Raw genomic sequence first — 15,176 nt, forward strand, 5'->3', positions numbered from 1 at the left:
CGCTGCAGAGCCTCGTAGATCCCGAGGAGGTCGGCACCTGGTGCCTCTCCGGCACCTCAGATAGCGCGTGGCGCGAGCACATCGGCAATGCCGTGCCGCCCGATGCCGCGCAGGCAATCGCCGAAGTGATGGGGCGGACCCTGCTGCTCGCCGAGATGGGCGAGACCTTCATGCTCTCCGCCGATCCGATCTGGGTGCAGCCGCTCACCGTGGCGCTCGCCGTCGACACTCCAGCGATGGAGGCCATCTGACATGCCTACCGCCTTTCCGCTTTCTTGGCCGGAGGGCTGGCCGCGCACCTTGGCCAGCCAGCGCAGCACCTCGCGATTTCGCACGCGATATGCCGATGCCTACGACAACCTGGTCCGCCAGCTCACGCTCATGGGCGCCACCCAGGTCGTCATCTCGAGCAATGCGCCGTTACGGCGCGACGGCCGCCCCTACACCGAGGCCATGGAAGACGACATCGCCGACCCCGGCGTCGCCGTCTACTTCCGGGTGGGCCGCGACGATCGGGCCATGGCGCGTGATGGGCACCCGACGCCGGCCGAGAACCTGCACGCGATCGGCCACGTCATCGAGGCACTGCGCAGCATCGAGCGCCACGGCGGCTCGTTCATGATGCGGCGTGCGTTCTCAGGCTTTGCAGCACTGCCGGCTCCGGCATCGCGGCCTTGGCACGAAGTGCTGGGCGTCTCGCCTACCGCCAGCACGGCTGAGGTTCGCGAGGCGCATCGGACCCTGATCGCCAGGCATCACCCGGACAATGGCGGGTCCGTCGACGTCGCGGCCGAGATCAACGCCGCACGGGACGCTGCGCTGAAGGAGCGGGGAGCATGACGCACGAGGAAGTCATGTCGGCCATCGCGGCCGGCGCCGGCTCGAATGACATGAGCGGTGGCTACGGCAAAGCGCGCTATCCGAACCGGCAGAGGATCACCGAGTTCCGGCGCCGCCTCATGGTCACCTTGGGCGATCTTCCCGAGGACATGACTGTCGCCGAGCTGCGCGAGCACTTGGACGATGGCGCGACCGATGCTTGAGGCGGCGGAGAACTGGACCCCGCCCCGGTGCAGGTGCTGCGGGGACCGTGGCGTCGTGCTGGATATCGCGGGCGAGCTACGCCCCTGCAGCCGGTGCCGAACTGATGAATTTCGAACGTGGGCGAGGCGCCGCATAGAGGATGCGAAGGGCGCCCACCCCGAGGAGGCGAGCCATGGGTGACCGCTCAGCTATCGAGTGGACTGACGCGAGCTGGAACCCGATTGTTGGGTGCTCCATCGTCTCGCCGGGGTGCACGAACTGCTATGCCATGCGCCAGGCGCACCGCATGAAGCACTTCGCGGAGGCGCGCACCGGAAGCCCGGCCGACACGCATTATTTCGGCACGACGAAGGTCGTGAACGGCAAGCCGGTGTGGACCGGAATGATGCGTGCCGCGCCCGAGCACATTCTGCTCCAGCCGCTCCGCTGGCGCCGTCCGCGGATGATCTTCGCCAACTCGATGAGCGACCTGTTCCACGAGAGCATTTCGGACGAAGAGATCGACCGCGTTTTCGCCGTGATGGCGGTGACGCCTTGGCACACCTATCAAGTCCTGACGAAACGCTCGGGTAGGATGCGCCGGTATTTCAGCGACCGCTCCTACGGCTCGCGCTGGATCGAAGCGATGCGGCGGCTGCACCCGCCGCCGAACGGACGCGGCATGCTGCTGAAGACGACTGACGGCGCGCTGCCGAATGTCTGGCTCGGCGTCTCCACCGAGGACCAGCGCCGCGCCGACGAGCGCGTGCCGGATCTGCTCGCGACGCCAGCAACCGTGCGCTTCGTGAGCGCCGAGCCGCTGCTCGGGCCGATCGAGTTCGATGCCGCTTGGCATGGAGAAAGCGCTCTGGGCGGCGAGTGCTGGGGCGACTGCGCTTGGTGCGAGCAAGGGCACCCACCTTTGCACAACTGCCACCGCGGCCGCCAGTCGACGGCCGCCTTCGAAAAGGGGCGATCTGGCCTCGACTGGATCATCGTCGGCGGCGAGAGCGGCCCCGGCGCCCGGCCGATGCACCCCGACTGGGCGCGCTCGATCCGCGACCAATGCGAGGCGGCGGATGTGCCGTTCTTCTTCAAGCAGTGGGGCGAGTGGTGCCCCGCAACGTCGGACTTCGGCGTTTCGGGCCACCAAATGCCCGCCACCGACGAGAAGTTCACATGGATCGGCTGGGACGGTCGAACACAGAACCCCTCTTGGCATGGGCTTCCTGCACCAGTCATGGCGATCGCCAAGATGGGCAAACGGCGCGCCGGCCGGCTCCTCGACGGCCGTGAGCACAGCGATATGCCAAGGAGGGCCGCCTGATGCCCGAGCAGCTCTATTTCGGCGCGGTGCCCGTTCCCTACACCGCCTCCTGGTCGGCGGAGGAGGGCACGACGCATGTTGCGCCATGCCGCTGGGCGAGCGGCCGGCCGGCGCTGTGCCAGGCCGTCGCGAGAGGCGAAGGGAAGCCATTGTTCGGCAAGCCGCACGCCCAGCGTCAGCGGCAGGCCATCGTGGACGGGCTCTGCGATCTATGCGGGCGCCCGCTCAAGAACTGCACCAAGGTCTCGCTGTCGCACGCCCGGACGCACGCCAACGGTGCCCACGGTCTGGCCAACTTGCAGGTTGAACCGCTGCTGCACCGGGAATGCGCCGCGACGAGCGCGCGGCTGTGCCCATCATTGCGCCGCGACCTGCGGGACGGGGCCATCGAGGTGCGCCAGGTCACGCGGTTCCGCGTGCAGATTGCGGTCATCGCTCCGCAGTTCATCGCCGAGTACGTGCCCGGCTACCGCGCCCGCCCGGACGAGCGCATCGCCGGGCACGCCAAGGTCGAGCTCATCAAATGGAAGGACCGCACCGCTGACTGGCTGCTTGCCGGTCTCGCGGACCTGGAGGCAGCATGACGATTACCGCCACCGATATCCGGCACGGGCTGCTGAAGCACTTCGCCCCGCCCGCGCATCGCGTCTTCTTCGAGGTTTCGAACGACACGGGGGCGAAGGCCCGGCGGTGGATCGATGCGGTCGCCGTCGGCATCTGGCCGTCGACCGGGCACGAGATCATCGGCATCGAAATCAAGGTCTCGCGCGGCGACTGGAAGCGAGAGCTGGCCGCGCCCGAGAAGGCGCAAAGCCTCATGCGCTTCTGCACCCGCTGGTATCTCGCCTGTCCCGACGGCCTCGTGAAGCCGGATGAACTGCCCGGCACCTGGGGCATGTTGGTTCAGCGCGACGACGGCTCGATGCGCATCAAGGTGCGGGCGCCGAAGTTGGATCCCGAGCCGTTGACGCCAGGCTTCATGATGGCCGTGCTGCGCAACTGTTCGGCCGTCGATATGGAGCTGGTCGGCAAGCTCGCGGCCGAGAAGGTGGCGGCGCGCGAAAAGCAGATCGACGCACTAATAGAGCGCGAGGCACAGCGTAGGGTGCAGGACGTTGGCATGCGGCAGCGCCGTGTGCTCGAGATCTCCGAGCGCCTCAAGGCGATGACCGGCGAGGACCCTGGCGCGTGGTCGTTCGACGACCGCGCCCTGGCTGCCGCCTATCAGTTCTTCCGCAGGAGCCGTGCCCACGATCGGTACGGCTTTGGCGGGAACGACCTGCCGGGCGCGATCAACGGACTCGAGCAGGCGTCGACGCTCCTGAAGGAGCTCTATGAACATCCGCTCATGGCGGCAATCCGCAGTGACCTCGCCGAAGGGAAGGAGCACGCGTGACAGCACTTGCCATCCTCGGCGGCCTTCTCGTCGCTGCCCTTCTCGTGCTCGGCACCGTCAAGGCGGCCGAGATCTTCAAGCCGAAATCGAAACGGAGAAACTAAGATGCGCAAGGGGTTGGCTTTTGCCGGGGTGCTTGGTGCGCTTCTGGCTCTGACGATCATGTTCGGGAGCTGGTACACCGTCGACCAGGGCGAGCGCGGTGTGCTGCTCCGGAATGGTGCAGTGATCGGCACCGCCTCTCCGGGGCTCGGCTTCAAGCTGCCGATCATCGACGGCATCGCGAAATTTTCGGTGCAGGATCGCATCGCAAAGTACGAGCAGGTCGCCGCCTACAGCCGGGATCAGCAGCCGGCCGACATGCAGGTCTCGGTCAACTACCGGCTCGTGCCCGAGCAGGTCGAAGACATCTACTCGCGTTTCGGCAGCGAAGAGAACGTTGTCGCCCGGCTCATACAGCCGCGCGTCTTCGCCGAGCTCAAGACGGTATTCGGCCGCTTCAACGCCGTGACGGCCATCCAGGAGCGTGAACGCCTCAACGTCGAGGTGCGCAGCGCCATCGCCGAAGCCGTCGCCGGGCCCGTGATTATCACCGGCGTGCAGATCGAGAACCTTGATTTCTCGGACGCCTATGAGGCCTCGATCGAGCAGCGCATGCTTGCGGAGGTCGAGGTGCAGCGGCTGCGTCAGAATGCAGAACGCGAGAAGGTGCAGGCCGAGATTACCGTCACGCAGGCGACCGCCAAGGCCAACGCGGTTCGGGCGCAGGCGCAGGCTGATGCTGACGCGATCAAGCTGCGCGGCGAAGCCGAGGCGCAGGCGATCCGCGCCCGCGGTGAGGCGCTGAAGGACAATCCAACGCTGGTCGAGCTCGTCCAGGCCGAGCGCTGGGATGGAAAGCTGCCGACGACGATGGTGCCGGGCGGGGCGATGCCCATGCTCGCGATCGGCAGGTGAGGGGGCGGTCGTGAAAGCTCTCACCGTCTGGCAGCCGTGGGCGAGCCTCATCGGCCTATCGCTCAAGCCCTACGAATTTCGCGGCTGGCCGGCGCCGCGCGCGCTCATCGGCCAGCGCATCGCCATCCACGCCGGCGCCCGCCCAGTCCGGCGCGAGGAAATCGCCGCTCTGATCCTGCGGCTTCGCGGGCCCGAGGCATGGACAACCTGCCTTCGCCCGGAAGCGCTGGCCTTCCTTGAGCGCGTCCATCGGGACCCGTCGCTCCCGCCTCGTTCCCACGTCGTCTGCACGGCCGTGCTCGGCACGCCGGTGCGCTCCTGGCAGATCGTCGGGGAGTTCGGCGGCTTCATAAACGACAGCAGCAGGAACGAGCACTCCAACTGGGCGTGGCCTCTCAGCGACGTTCAGCCACTTGAGCCGCCCATCGCCGCCCGCGGCGCACAGGGCTTCTGGGACTGGAAGCGACACGCCGATGCAGCTTGATGAGCCTTCCCTTCTGGCTGGTGCGCTGCCGGCGCCTATGGACCAAGATAGAGCAGATCAGGGCGAAGCAAGCCACAAAGATAATTCTCCCCTGCCGGCGTTCACCACCGGCTCCTCAGCCTCAGTCACCCGGGATCGATGATATGAAACGAGCCGCCCTGATTTCCCCGTGTGGTCTCTACCGCTATCGCCTCACGCGGCATTGGGACCCGGACAAAGCGCCCCTCACATTCGTCATGCTCAATCCCTCGACAGCGGACGCGGAAGTTGATGACCGGACGATCAGACGTTGCATGGGATTTGCGGAGCGCGAGCGCGCAGGCGGCATCGTGGTGGTGAATCTCTACGCCTATAGGGCGACCAAGCCGAGCGCACTGCGAAGCGCCGCAGATCCGAGAGGACCGGAGAATGACTCCCACCTCATGGACGCTATTCGCGCGGCAACTGGTCGGCCGATCGTTTGCGCTTGGGGCACCAACGGGGACGGTGCGTCATTCATCCGGAAAGCCCAGGCTAAGGGCGCCGAGTTGGTCGCGCTTGGCATCACCAAACGCGGCCACCCGCGGCACCCCTTGTATGTGCCCAGCGATGAGCCGCTAATCCCATATCCCGCTCGCCAATAGAGGCGGCGATTATGGGGCGCAAAATCCGACATTTCCCGTGCCATCCATATACCAAGTGCCCCTCTGCCGACGGAGGATGGTGCCGGGCGGGGCGATGCCCATGCTCGCGATCGGCAGATGAGGGGCGGTCGTGAAAGCTCTGGCTATTTGACGTGGGCGTCGTTGATCATGAAACGTGGGCCAGATCCGACCGATTCATGGCAGTCTCAACTTTTTATCCTTCCAAAAAGGTTACACCGTCGGGGATTTGATCGCCGGGAGGAAGACGCGGGGGCAGCGACATGACTTTGGACCGAGAGCTCTTATTGCAGATTGTCAAGCTGGTTTGGGGAACGAGCTCGAAGAGAATCGGCTCGACAATTGCCCTCCTGAGTGTGGTGGCGATGATCGGCTTCCCGTTCGGCAACTTGATCAACGCGGGTCTCCTCTTCCTGGGGCTATCGCCGTTGCCGGACCTGTCCCCCTGGATCGGGTTCCCCATCCTGCTCCTCGGAGTAGTTTTGGTGGTCTTCGGTGACTGCAGGGATCGCGCTGACAAGCTAGCCAAAGTGAATCCGCATGACATTGCCCTGCTTAAGCAATTTCGTTCCGAATTTCATGCCGGGCTAAGGGAATTTCTCCGTGAACACACCTTTGGAGATTCGTTTCCCAGTCAGTTGGTTCTACCCGTCTTCCACGTCGCAAACTGGCGAGGCCCCGAGTACGAGTTGACTGATCGAGAGGCCGAGAAGCAATTTGCGAAGGTCAAGGCTTGTGCCCGCAAGATGGCAGATCTTCTTGCATATAAGACGTGGCCGCACCGCGTTGCGCAAGGCTTTCACACTGCCCTTCCGGACTACTATGACGAATGGGCGCCAGCACCGGAGGTGTTAAAAGCCATCGGAGAGCTTAACAGCGGTGCCCGAGACCTGATCGAAGCGACAGACCAATTCGAACGTATGGCGCGAGTTCGGTTCCCAACCGATTGAACCAGGGAGAAGAACGCGCTACGCCGGCCCTTCGGCTTGGCGCGACGTCCCTATATTTCCTCCTCCGCGGGATCAAGGATTGCAGGCATCGTTGGCCGGCGAATTCACGCGCCTCGAGACCGGCCAAACCTGCAGCGCTTCGGCCGGGCAGGGCGCCAAGGGCGCTCGTCGCGACGATGATGATCATCATGGTAATCGTCGCTATGGTGGCGGCAAACTGGTAGGAGCCGCCGCCCATGTGCAACCTCTACAACGTCCGGAGCAACCGCGAGGCGATCCTCGACCTTACGCGGGGCATGGTCGATCGCAGCGGTTGGAACGAGCCATCGCGGGACATCTATCCCGGCACGCTAGCGCCGATTGTCCGCGTCGGCGCGGACGGCGAGCGCGAGATGGTTATGGCTACGTGGGGGATGCCGACGCCACCCGAGCGTATCCGGGGCAATTATGACCCCGGCGTCACGAACATCCGGAACACACATTTCAAGCACTGGCGGCCATGGCTTGGCCCAGAATGCCGCTGCGTCGTCCCCTTCTCGTCCTTCGCCGAGCCGAACCCGGCCGCCAAGGTCGAGGGGCAACGGACGCCGAACGCTTGGTTCGCACACAGTGACGGGCGGCCGATCATGTTCTTCGCAGGCGTCTGGACCCCGTGGCGCGGCGTCAAGAAGGTCCGGGATGGCGAGCAGGACTTCGAGTTGTTCGGCTTTCTCACGTGCGGGCCGAACAATGTCGTCAAGCCGATCCATGAGAAGGCCATGCCGGTCATCCTCACCGAGGCAGAAGAGATCGAGACCTGGATGACGGCGCCTTGGGAAATCGCCCGCGAGCTGCAGCGCCCGCTGCCCGACGATATGCTGGTGATCGTGCCGCCGCCGGAGCGCCCCAAGTAGCGCTCCCCGCCTTGACGCCCCACATGAGAACGATACAAGAACGCCCCTTCCGATCAGGAGGGTGTCATGTCGGGCCGCTCGATTTCGATCAACACGATCGCCGAATGCATCCACTATGGATATCGCATCACGGCGTACTGCCTCTCTCCCGAATGCGGGCGCTCCCGGGAGCTTGACCTGCCAGCGCTCGCCGAGCGCCTCGGCCCTGATCACAGCACTCTGCACCCGGCCTTGGCACCGCACCTGCGATGCAAGGTATGCGACGGCAAGCGCATCCAGCTCACCTTGCACCCGGATCCTCGGCCGGCCTGGAAGATCGCCGAGGAGGAGAATGGCGTTTGATGCCAACGGGAGCCTTTGGGAGCGGCAGGCGTTCGGCACCTGAATACGGGAGGCGCTAATGCCCGGGCAGAGCCTGTACCAGGAGCTCTACGACCTTGAGATCAATTTCGAGGTGAGCACGTTCTGGGACCTCGGGTTCCGCGTGCGCCTCGGCGACGACATGAACGGGTGGAAGGAGGAGCGGCAGGTCCGCACCTGGGCCGAGGTCGAACCGGCGCTCGCCGATATGGCGACCCGTCATTTCCCCATCAAAACGGCCAACCTGCAGGGCAGGCCCACGGCATAGCTTACCGTCGGCGCGGCTTGTTCCAGTCCTCGGTGGCTTCGCGGATCGCGGCCGCCCCGGCCGGGTTCTTCGTCTTGATCCAGTTCCTGGTTCGCCCGGACCGATAGGGCGACCCCTTTCGCTTTGAGACGATCCCCTCGAGGCCCATGGCGCAGATCTCGGCAAACACGAGCTCGCCGTCGGCCTCGATGTGGTCGCTGTAGAGTAGGTGCGCATCGTCCCGCGGCAGCAGCCTGCGCAGGCGCCGCTTCCGCGCCTCGACAGGATCGGGGCGGCAATCGACGCCATCGAGCTCGAGCAGATCGAAGGCGTAGAGCTGCACAGGGTGGCGCCGGCTCCGCAGCCTCTCGAAGACGGGGACGCCCTGCTCATCGCACGAGACGAGTTCGCCGTCGATGATACAGGAGGTGCAGCGGAGCCGATGCACTGCCTCCGCCAGCGCAGGGTAGCGATCCGCCCAGTCGTAGCCGTTCTTGGTGATGAGGAGGACGCGATCCGGCATCCGCTGAGCCATCATGCGGTAGCCGTCGAACTTGATCTCGTGCAGCCATCCCGGACCCGCCGGGGGGCTGGTAGCCGGAGATGGCAGGCAAGGAGCAATGGCGCCGCGCACCTTCATGTGACCGATTGTGCGAGCGCAGGTCCAGAAACGCAAAAGGCCTGGTTCGTTTCAGAAGCATTGGTTGCGAAGAGCGGATGGGAACATGCAACGGCGACAGTCCGCGCTGCCCCGGGGGGAGAGGCTAGTTGGGACTCCGATGTGTAACATTGCGTGTAACAATTGTCGCTCCGCAGTGGGGCGAATTGCAGCTGTAGCAATTATTTGGAGAAGAGCGCTCCACCTATTGGAATTCCTCCCTCTCCGCCAAGACACAAATGTTCGCGACGAATCGACGGGTCTCGCAGAGACCCGTTGAAATATGCCGCAAGATGACACCCGCAGCACTTGAGACCAACCGTCGAGCAAGGCGCGCGCGGACACGTCGAGCGCATCGGGCCGGGGGTATGCAACGGCGGCGAGTCCAGCCGTGACCATGTGCGCGAGGGCCGGCATGTCAAGGTGGCGAACGCAGATACGCTCTGAAATCTAAATTCCAGCGTGTGTGGCTCGACGCGGCGGCCAGGCCGGGTGCAACGCGTCGACCACGGCTGGATGGCGATGGTCTTTCGTACCATGCTCGCGCAGATGCGGGTGGTCGGGCGGCAGGTCCGCGTGGGCATGCGGCAGCGCGGTTTCCTCGGTCGCGGGCCAGAGGCGCCACGCGAGCAGCGTGCCTGCCGCGGCCAGCGCGGCCATGACGAGGAAGGTCGCCGGCAGCCCGATCGCCGCCCCGGCCCGGCCTGCCAGCGGATAGGCGATCAGCCAGCAGGCATGCGACAGCGCGAACTGCGCGGCGAAGAGCGTCGGCCGTTCCTCGGCCGGGGCCGAGCGGCGCAGAAGCCGCCCCGTGGGCGTCTGCACCAGCGCATAGCCGAAGCCCGTGACCAGCCACAGCGCCATCAGCGCGGGCAGCGCCCCTACCATCGGCCCCGCCAGCAGCGTCGGCACCAGCAGCGCCGCTCCCGCCAGCATCGCCGGGCGGTCGGGGATGCGGTCCAGGAGCCGCGGCAGCATCAGCGCCGTCGCCATCGACCCTGCCCCGAAAGCCGCGAGCGCCAGCGCCACCTGCGGCTCGCCCAGACCGAAGCTGCCCTTCACGATGACCACGGTGTTGACGATCACCATGGCGCCTGCCGCCGCCACCGCGAGGTTCAGCGCCAGCAGGCCCCGCAGCCGCGGTGTGGCGAGATAGCGGCGGAGACCGGCGGTGGTGCGGATCCAGACCCCGCCCGCGGCCGGGGCCTGCGGCGCGGGCAGCCGCACCGTCATCACCAGCGCGGCCGAGAGAAGGAAGCCGATCACCGTGCCGCCGAACAGCGCCGGGAAGCTGACCAACGTAAGAAGCGCCGCCGCCAGCATCGGCGAGACCAGGCTTTCCAGATCATAGGCCAGCCGCGACAGCGACAGTGCGCGGGTATAGTCGCGCTCGTCCGGCAGGATGTCGGGAATCGTCGCCTGAAAGGTCGGGGTGAAGCCCGCCGAGGCCGCCTGCAACAGGAAGATCAGCGCATAGACCTGCCAGACCTCGGTCACGAAGGGCAAGGCCAGCGCCACCGCGGCGCGGATCAGGTCCAGCCCCACGAGCCAGGCCCGCCGCAGCACCCGCACAGCCACCGCCGCCGCCACCGGCGACAGCCCGACATAGGCTACCATCTTGATCGCCAGCGCGGTGCCGAGCACCGCGCCTGCGTTCTCGCCGGCGATGCGCCAGGCCAGGAGCCCGAGTGCGACGGTGGCAAGCCCCGTTCCCACCAGCGCGATCACCTGCGCGGCGAACAGATGCCGGTAGGTGCGGTTGGCGAGGACGGCGCGCACGGGGCGGCCTCAAAGCAGCTTAACGAGCTGGTGTAGCTCGCTGCGGTCCGAGGCGCCGGCACGCCCCAGGCAGTGGTCGATGTGGTCGTGGATAAGCACACGCTTGGCGGTGGCCGCGACCCTTTCCACCGCCTGCAACTGGATGGCGACCTCTGTGCAGCGCCGGCCCGCCTCGATCATGCCGATGACATGGCGCAGATGCCCTTCGGCGCGCTTCAGCCGGGTGATGATGGCCGGATGAGACGAATGCTGGCGTATCATGCGTTGGCTATATCCACCGGTGGAGAGTCCGTCAAACCAGACTGATCGGCGGCCAGAATCGGTCGCCCTGTCGCTCGCGGGCCGGAGCGGCTGGTCGCGCCGATTCGGTGTCCCGAGCCTGCGGCGGGGTCAGGCGATCGCGATGACACCGAAGAGGACCAGCAGGAACAGGACAAGTACGACAGCGATCAGAATGCGTGCGCCCGTTGCAGCCGCGCCCGCCAGAGCGTGAAAGCCGAGGAGGCTGGCAACAGCCGCGATGACCAGAAGAATGAGAATCCACTTGAGCATGGCGATACCCTCCCACCATCGGCAGCGGTCGATACGATCATGAAACACTTGTGCCCGAATGCGGGTTCCCGGCGGCATCTTCACCGACACGCTCCTGCCGGGCTTCCGGCCGGCGCCGAAGCCGTTCTTCACGGCCGCGCTGCTGCTCGTGTTGGCACACGCACGCGCTATACTGCCATCGCACTTAACGCGGACGCCGAGGGGCGCAAGAACCGCGAGGAGATGAGCTTCTGCGAGGGCTGGAACACGGCGATCGACCGGATGGTCCATTTCGTCAAGCGGCAGTAGGCAGGTCCCAAGCTCCGTGGTGGCCCTGCCGGGGACGCCCTCCGCCGGCAGGGCCATTGACGGTCAATGGACGACGCCGCTTTCCGTCATGTGCAGCCGGGAGAAATGGGCATGTCCGTCGGCGATCGCGAGCGGTACCGGTCCTTTCGTCGATGACGAGCCGCGGCCGACCTCGCACACGTCATACTCGAAGCCGCGCGGCAGGTTGATGCGCGCGCGGTGTTCCTCGCCGGTGACCGGGTTGAGGATCGGATCGCCCCGCGACTCGACCCAGCCGGGGACATGGACGCGGGCCGTGCGTGCTTCCGGGTCGATCTCGAAGTCGATCGTGGTGAAGACGGGATCGTGCACCTTGGCGAAGGTGGTCGAGAAGACCTGGAAGAAGGTCGCGCCCGGCTCGGTGTCAAGGCCGCTCATGATGCGCAGGAGCGCCTCGCGCTGCTCGGGCGAGGCACGCTCGTCGACGATCGGCACCACCTCGCCGCCGCCCTCGTGGATCGCTCCCGGCCATGACACGATCATGCCGATCTTGAGGCCGTCGAGCCGTGTCGCGCCATGGTGCCCCTCGTCAATGTCGACGAAGCCGACTGCATGGCAATTGCCCTGCGTGGGCCGTGCGTTGAACTGGCAGGGACAGCCATAGGCGCAGTTGCACTGGATGAATTCGCGGCCCTTGATGGTCCATTTGGTATCCGGCATGTCGTCCTCCCCATGGCTCGTTCCCGTCGTGCGCGGCTCGGGGCGGCCGTGATCGCGAGACTGTGCAGGTTACGCAGAGGTATCCGGACAACTTTAATTATAGCAGGAACCGCTCGGCGGCAGAAGGCGCGCCACCCACCGGGATCAGTCGTGCTTTCCGTCCGGAGCCGTGAAAGGTCGCAGGAAGTCGAGCGGGAAGGGAAAGACGATGGTGGAGTTCCGCTCGTCGGCGATGTCGTGCAGCGTGGTCAGATAGCGCAGTTGCATGGCCTCCGGGATCTTCGCCAGCATCGTCGCCGCCTCGACGAGCTTCTCGGCAGCCTGCTGCTCCGCCTCGGCGCTGATGATGCGGGCCCGGCGGTTGCGTTCCGCCTCGGCCTGGCGGGCGATGGCGCGCACCATGCTCTCGTCGATGTCGACGTGCTTGATCTCGACATTGGCCACCTTGATGCCCCAGGCGTCCGTCTGGCTGTCGAGGATTTCCTGGATGTCCGCGTTGAGCTTGTCGCGCTCGGCCAGCATCTCGTCGAGCTCGTGCTTGCCGAGGACGGAGCGCAGGGTCGTCTGCGCCAGCTGGCTGGTGGCCATGAGAAAGTTCTCCACGGCGAGCACCGCCTTGTCGGCCTCGATGACGCGGAAATAGATGACGGCATTGACCTTCACAGAGACATTGTCGCGCGAGATGACGTCCTGGCTCGGCACGTCGTGGACGGTAGTGCGCAGGTCGACGCGCACGAGCTGCTGCACGAAGGGCACGAGCAGGATGAGGCCTGGCCCCCTGACGCCGGAGAAGCGGCCGAGCGTGAAGACCACCGCGCGCTCGTATTCGCGCATGATGTGAACCGCCAGCGACAGCAGGAAGCCGATGAGCAGGACAGCGACGAGATAGGGGGCGTAGTCGAACATGGTCATCTTCCTCGGTTCTCGGGTGCCGTCTCCGCTACCGGTTCGACGACCAGGGTGAGCCGCTCGCGGGCGACGACGCGCACGCGCTGGCGCGGGGCGAGCATGACGTCGGCCCGAGCCGCCCAGCGTTCGCCCTGGACGTGCACTTGGCCGTGGCCGTTGCTCCAGGCGAGGACCTCTCCGGTCATGCCGATGAGGCTGGTGTCGCCGGTCGCGACCCGGCGCCGGTGAGCCCGCACGGCCGCGGTCGCGGCGATGATCAGCGTTCCGGCGCTGACGGCGGCGGCCGCCACGACAACGGGCCAGGAAAGGGCGAAGCCCGGCACGTCCCTGTCGAAGACGAGGAGGGAGCCGAGGACGAAGGCGATGATGCCCCCTATGCCGAAGATGCCGAAGGAGGGCAGGAAGGCCTCCGCCGTCATCAGCGCCACCCCGAGCAGGATGAGGCCGACGCCGGCATAGTTGACGGGCAGCAGGTTGAGCGCGAAGGCCGCGATGAGGAGGCAGATGGCGCCGATGACGCCGGGCACGGTGGCGCCCGGGCTCAGAAACTCGAAGACGATGCCGTAGATGCCGATGAGCAGCAGGGCATAGGCGATGCTCGGATGGGTGATGGTGGCGAGGAGACGCGTGCGCCAGTCGGGCTCGATGACCACCGGCCTCAGCTTTGCCGTGTCGAGCCGGTGCTCCGTATTGCCGATGCGCACCGAGCGTCCGTCCGCCTGGGCGAGGAGGTCGGAGAGGTCGTTCGCGACGATGTCGACGACGCCGTAGGCGAGGGCCTGTCGCGCTGGCAGGCTGGCCGCCCGGCGCACGGCCTCCTCGGCCCAGTCGGCATTGCGGCCGCGCAGCTCCGCGAGCCCGCGGATGAAGGCAACGGCGTCGTTCACGACTTTGGCCGTCATCGCGTCGGCCGGTGAAGTCGGCTGCTTGTCCTGCCCGGCCTCGTCCTTGTCCCGGTCGAGCGGCTGGCGTCCGCCGCCGAGTTGCACCGGCGTCGCCGCACCGAGATTGGTGCCGGGCGCCATGGCGGCGATGTGGCTGGCGTAGAGGATGTAGGTGCCGGCGCTGGCGGCGCGGGCGCCGCTTGGGCTCACATAGGTGGCGATGGCAATGGGCGAGGCGATGATGTCGCGGATGATCTCGCGCATGGCGCTGTCGAGGCCGCCCGGCGTGTCGATGCGCAGGATGACGAGCCCGGCCTGGCGATGCGTCGCTTCGGCAAGGCTGCGGCGCAGGTATTCAACCGTCGCCGGACCGATGGCGCCATCCATGTCGAGCACGATCGCCTCGCGCGATCCGGCCGCTTCCCGCGGCGTTTCGACGGTCTGGGCCGCGGCAGCGAAGACGCAAACGCCGATGAGACCGGCCAGGAGAAATACGAGAAGGCCGTTGGACGGGATGCGATCGGTCGGGCGCGTGCAATCCATCGGAGCGTGACGATCTGGCGCCACGCATTATGGCCTGCCGGCCGGCATTTGTCTGCCCTCGGACGGATCACGGTGGGAGGCGAAGCGTGGAGGTACGGGGCCTCCCTCCCTCTCGCCGGCGTATGTCGCGGATTTGACCAGGGGCTCAGTCGTCTCCGTCGTCGCCCTCGCCATAGACATCGCGACGGTCGCCGCCGATCAGGATCTCGCGTTTTCCGGCGTGGTTTGCGGGTCCGACGATGCCTTCGTTCTCCATGCGCTCCATGAGGGAGGCGGCGCGGTTGTAGCCGATCTGCAGGCGGCGCTGGATGTAGGAGGTCGAGGCCTTCTTGTCGCGCAGCACGATGGCCACCGCCTGGTCGTAGAGGTCTCCCCCCGGCGCGCCGAACGACGTGTTGTCGAAGACGGCGCCGTCGGCCTCCGGTGCCGCGCCCTCCTCGTCGGCCGTGACGGCGTCGAGATATTGCGGCCGCCCCTGCGCCTTGAGGTGCGCCACCACCTTCTCCACCTCCTCGTCCGACACGAACGGCCCGTGCACGCGCGTGATGCGCCCGCCGCCGGCCATGTACAGCATGTCGCCCTGGCC

General features: G+C 66.4%; 20 protein-coding genes and 1 pseudogene. 13 read left to right on the forward strand and 8 right to left on the reverse strand.

Annotation, left to right across the window (positions count from 1 at the left end; all coding sequences use genetic code 11):
* From P2T65_RS20715 to P2T65_RS20775, 13 genes and pseudogenes are all read left to right on the forward strand, one after another.
* Positions 1-251, forward strand: a pseudogene (locus tag P2T65_RS20715) (DNA cytosine methyltransferase); the annotation flags it as partial.
* 1 nt (position 252) lies between these two features.
* Positions 253-840, forward strand: coding sequence for a DnaJ domain-containing protein (locus P2T65_RS20720; protein WP_276200644.1), 588 nt, complete (start codon positions 253-255; stop codon positions 838-840).
* A 14-nt stretch (positions 841-854) separates the two neighbouring features.
* On the forward strand, positions 855-1,043 hold the full coding sequence (locus tag P2T65_RS20725; RefSeq protein WP_276200645.1) for a hypothetical protein: 189 nt from the start codon (positions 855-857) through the stop codon (positions 1,041-1,043).
* Between the two features lie 173 nt (positions 1,044-1,216).
* Positions 1,217-2,350, forward strand: coding sequence for a phage Gp37/Gp68 family protein (locus P2T65_RS20730; protein ID WP_276200646.1), 1,134 nt, complete (start codon positions 1,217-1,219; stop codon positions 2,348-2,350).
* Positions 2,350-2,934: a hypothetical protein gene (locus tag P2T65_RS20735; protein ID WP_276200647.1), complete on the forward strand. Its 585-nt coding sequence runs from the start codon at positions 2,350-2,352 to the stop codon at positions 2,932-2,934. The genes P2T65_RS20730 and P2T65_RS20735 overlap by 1 nt, the downstream gene beginning before the upstream one ends.
* Positions 2,931-3,746: a hypothetical protein gene (locus P2T65_RS20740; RefSeq protein ID WP_276200648.1), complete on the forward strand. Its 816-nt coding sequence runs from the start codon at positions 2,931-2,933 to the stop codon at positions 3,744-3,746. Before P2T65_RS20735 ends, P2T65_RS20740 begins: the two co-directional genes overlap by 4 nt.
* A gap of 105 nt (positions 3,747-3,851) precedes the next feature.
* Positions 3,852-4,703, forward strand: a complete 852-nt coding sequence (locus P2T65_RS20745; RefSeq protein ID WP_276200659.1) for a prohibitin family protein — start codon at positions 3,852-3,854, stop codon at positions 4,701-4,703.
* 10 nt (positions 4,704-4,713) lie between these two features.
* The gene (locus tag P2T65_RS20750; RefSeq protein ID WP_276200649.1) at positions 4,714-5,187 is read left to right on the forward strand and encodes a hypothetical protein; all 474 of its coding nucleotides are present in this window, start codon (positions 4,714-4,716) and stop codon (positions 5,185-5,187) included.
* Between the two features lie 143 nt (positions 5,188-5,330).
* Positions 5,331-5,810 carry a DUF1643 domain-containing protein gene (locus tag P2T65_RS20755; protein WP_276200650.1) on the forward strand — a complete coding sequence of 160 codons (480 nt, stop codon included), beginning with the start codon at positions 5,331-5,333 and terminating at the stop codon, positions 5,808-5,810.
* A gap of 305 nt (positions 5,811-6,115) precedes the next feature.
* Positions 6,116-6,778 (forward strand): hypothetical protein, encoded by a 663-nt coding sequence (locus P2T65_RS20760; RefSeq protein ID WP_276200651.1) that lies wholly within the window; start codon positions 6,116-6,118, stop codon positions 6,776-6,778.
* A 236-nt stretch (positions 6,779-7,014) separates the two neighbouring features.
* Complete coding sequence (locus P2T65_RS20765) at positions 7,015-7,671, forward strand: SOS response-associated peptidase (RefSeq protein WP_276200652.1); 657 nt, start codon at positions 7,015-7,017, stop codon at positions 7,669-7,671.
* Between the two features lie 66 nt (positions 7,672-7,737).
* A complete protein-coding gene (locus P2T65_RS20770; protein WP_276200653.1) occupies positions 7,738-8,013 on the forward strand; it encodes a hypothetical protein in 276 nt (91 codons plus the stop codon).
* A 58-nt stretch (positions 8,014-8,071) separates the two neighbouring features.
* Positions 8,072-8,299, forward strand: a complete 228-nt coding sequence (locus tag P2T65_RS20775) for a hypothetical protein (RefSeq protein WP_276200654.1) — start codon at positions 8,072-8,074, stop codon at positions 8,297-8,299.
* 1 nt (position 8,300) lies between these two features.
* Here P2T65_RS20775 and P2T65_RS20780 read toward each other — a convergent pair whose 3' ends face one another.
* The 8 genes from P2T65_RS20780 to P2T65_RS20815 all read right to left on the reverse strand — a co-directional run.
* On the reverse strand, positions 8,301-8,918 hold the full coding sequence (locus P2T65_RS20780; RefSeq protein ID WP_276200655.1) for a DNA ligase: 618 nt from the start codon (positions 8,916-8,918) through the stop codon (positions 8,301-8,303).
* A 468-nt stretch (positions 8,919-9,386) separates the two neighbouring features.
* Entirely contained in the window at positions 9,387-10,715 is a 1,329-nt protein-coding gene (locus tag P2T65_RS20785; RefSeq protein ID WP_276200656.1) for an MFS transporter, read from the reverse strand.
* A 9-nt stretch (positions 10,716-10,724) separates the two neighbouring features.
* Positions 10,725-10,976, reverse strand: a complete 252-nt coding sequence (locus P2T65_RS20790) for a metal-sensing transcriptional repressor (RefSeq protein ID WP_276200657.1) — start codon at positions 10,974-10,976, stop codon at positions 10,725-10,727.
* Positions 10,977-11,105: 129 nt separating this feature from the next.
* Positions 11,106-11,267: a DUF1328 family protein gene (locus P2T65_RS20795; protein ID WP_276200660.1), complete on the reverse strand. Its 162-nt coding sequence runs from the start codon at positions 11,265-11,267 to the stop codon at positions 11,106-11,108.
* Between the two features lie 351 nt (positions 11,268-11,618).
* Positions 11,619-12,254 (reverse strand): DUF1326 domain-containing protein, encoded by a 636-nt coding sequence (locus tag P2T65_RS20800; RefSeq protein WP_055461136.1) that lies wholly within the window; start codon positions 12,252-12,254, stop codon positions 11,619-11,621.
* A 144-nt stretch (positions 12,255-12,398) separates the two neighbouring features.
* Entirely contained in the window at positions 12,399-13,166 is a 768-nt protein-coding gene (locus P2T65_RS20805) for a slipin family protein (protein WP_055461135.1), read from the reverse strand.
* Complete coding sequence (locus tag P2T65_RS20810; protein WP_071923321.1) at positions 13,163-14,590, reverse strand: nodulation protein NfeD; 1,428 nt, start codon at positions 14,588-14,590, stop codon at positions 13,163-13,165. The genes P2T65_RS20805 and P2T65_RS20810 overlap by 4 nt, the downstream gene beginning before the upstream one ends.
* Before the next feature lie 145 nt (positions 14,591-14,735).
* The coding region (locus tag P2T65_RS20815) for a DNA translocase FtsK (RefSeq protein WP_276200658.1) at positions 14,736-15,176 on the reverse strand (441 nt) is incomplete at its 5' end.

Origin of the sequence: Chelatococcus sp. XZ-Ab1 (genome assembly GCF_029309855.1) — a bacterium.
GTDB classification, from domain to species: Bacteria; Pseudomonadota; Alphaproteobacteria; order Rhizobiales; family Beijerinckiaceae; genus Chelatococcus_A; species Chelatococcus_A sambhunathii.

Bases quoted from the DNA above. Each gene is read 5' to 3' on its own strand.
- P2T65_RS20720 (WP_276200644.1), top strand. From the start codon at position 253: ATGCCTACCGCCTTTCCGCTTTCTTGGCCGGAGGGCTGGCCGCGCACC.
- P2T65_RS20725 (WP_276200645.1), top strand. From the start codon at position 855: ATGTCGGCCATCGCGGCCGGCGCCGGCTCGAATGACATGAGCGGTGGC.
- P2T65_RS20730 (WP_276200646.1), top strand. From the start codon at position 1,217: ATGGGTGACCGCTCAGCTATCGAGTGGACTGACGCGAGCTGGAACCCG.
- P2T65_RS20735 (WP_276200647.1), top strand. From the start codon at position 2,350: ATGCCCGAGCAGCTCTATTTCGGCGCGGTGCCCGTTCCCTACACCGCC.
- P2T65_RS20740 (WP_276200648.1), top strand. From the start codon at position 2,931: ATGACGATTACCGCCACCGATATCCGGCACGGGCTGCTGAAGCACTTC.
- P2T65_RS20745 (WP_276200659.1), top strand. From the start codon at position 3,852: ATGCGCAAGGGGTTGGCTTTTGCCGGGGTGCTTGGTGCGCTTCTGGCT.
- P2T65_RS20755 (WP_276200650.1), top strand. From the start codon at position 5,331: ATGAAACGAGCCGCCCTGATTTCCCCGTGTGGTCTCTACCGCTATCGC.
- P2T65_RS20765 (WP_276200652.1), top strand. From the start codon at position 7,015: ATGTGCAACCTCTACAACGTCCGGAGCAACCGCGAGGCGATCCTCGAC.
- P2T65_RS20770 (WP_276200653.1), top strand. From the start codon at position 7,738: ATGTCGGGCCGCTCGATTTCGATCAACACGATCGCCGAATGCATCCAC.
- P2T65_RS20775 (WP_276200654.1), top strand. From the start codon at position 8,072: ATGCCCGGGCAGAGCCTGTACCAGGAGCTCTACGACCTTGAGATCAAT.
- P2T65_RS20780 (WP_276200655.1), bottom strand. From the start codon at position 8,918: ATGAAGGTGCGCGGCGCCATTGCTCCTTGCCTGCCATCTCCGGCTACC.
- P2T65_RS20790 (WP_276200657.1), bottom strand. From the start codon at position 10,976: ATGATACGCCAGCATTCGTCTCATCCGGCCATCATCACCCGGCTGAAG.
- P2T65_RS20795 (WP_276200660.1), bottom strand. From the start codon at position 11,267: ATGCTCAAGTGGATTCTCATTCTTCTGGTCATCGCGGCTGTTGCCAGC.
- P2T65_RS20800 (WP_055461136.1), bottom strand. From the start codon at position 12,254: ATGCCGGATACCAAATGGACCATCAAGGGCCGCGAATTCATCCAGTGC.
- P2T65_RS20805 (WP_055461135.1), bottom strand. From the start codon at position 13,166: ATGACCATGTTCGACTACGCCCCCTATCTCGTCGCTGTCCTGCTCATC.
- P2T65_RS20810 (WP_071923321.1), bottom strand. From the start codon at position 14,590: ATGGATTGCACGCGCCCGACCGATCGCATCCCGTCCAACGGCCTTCTC.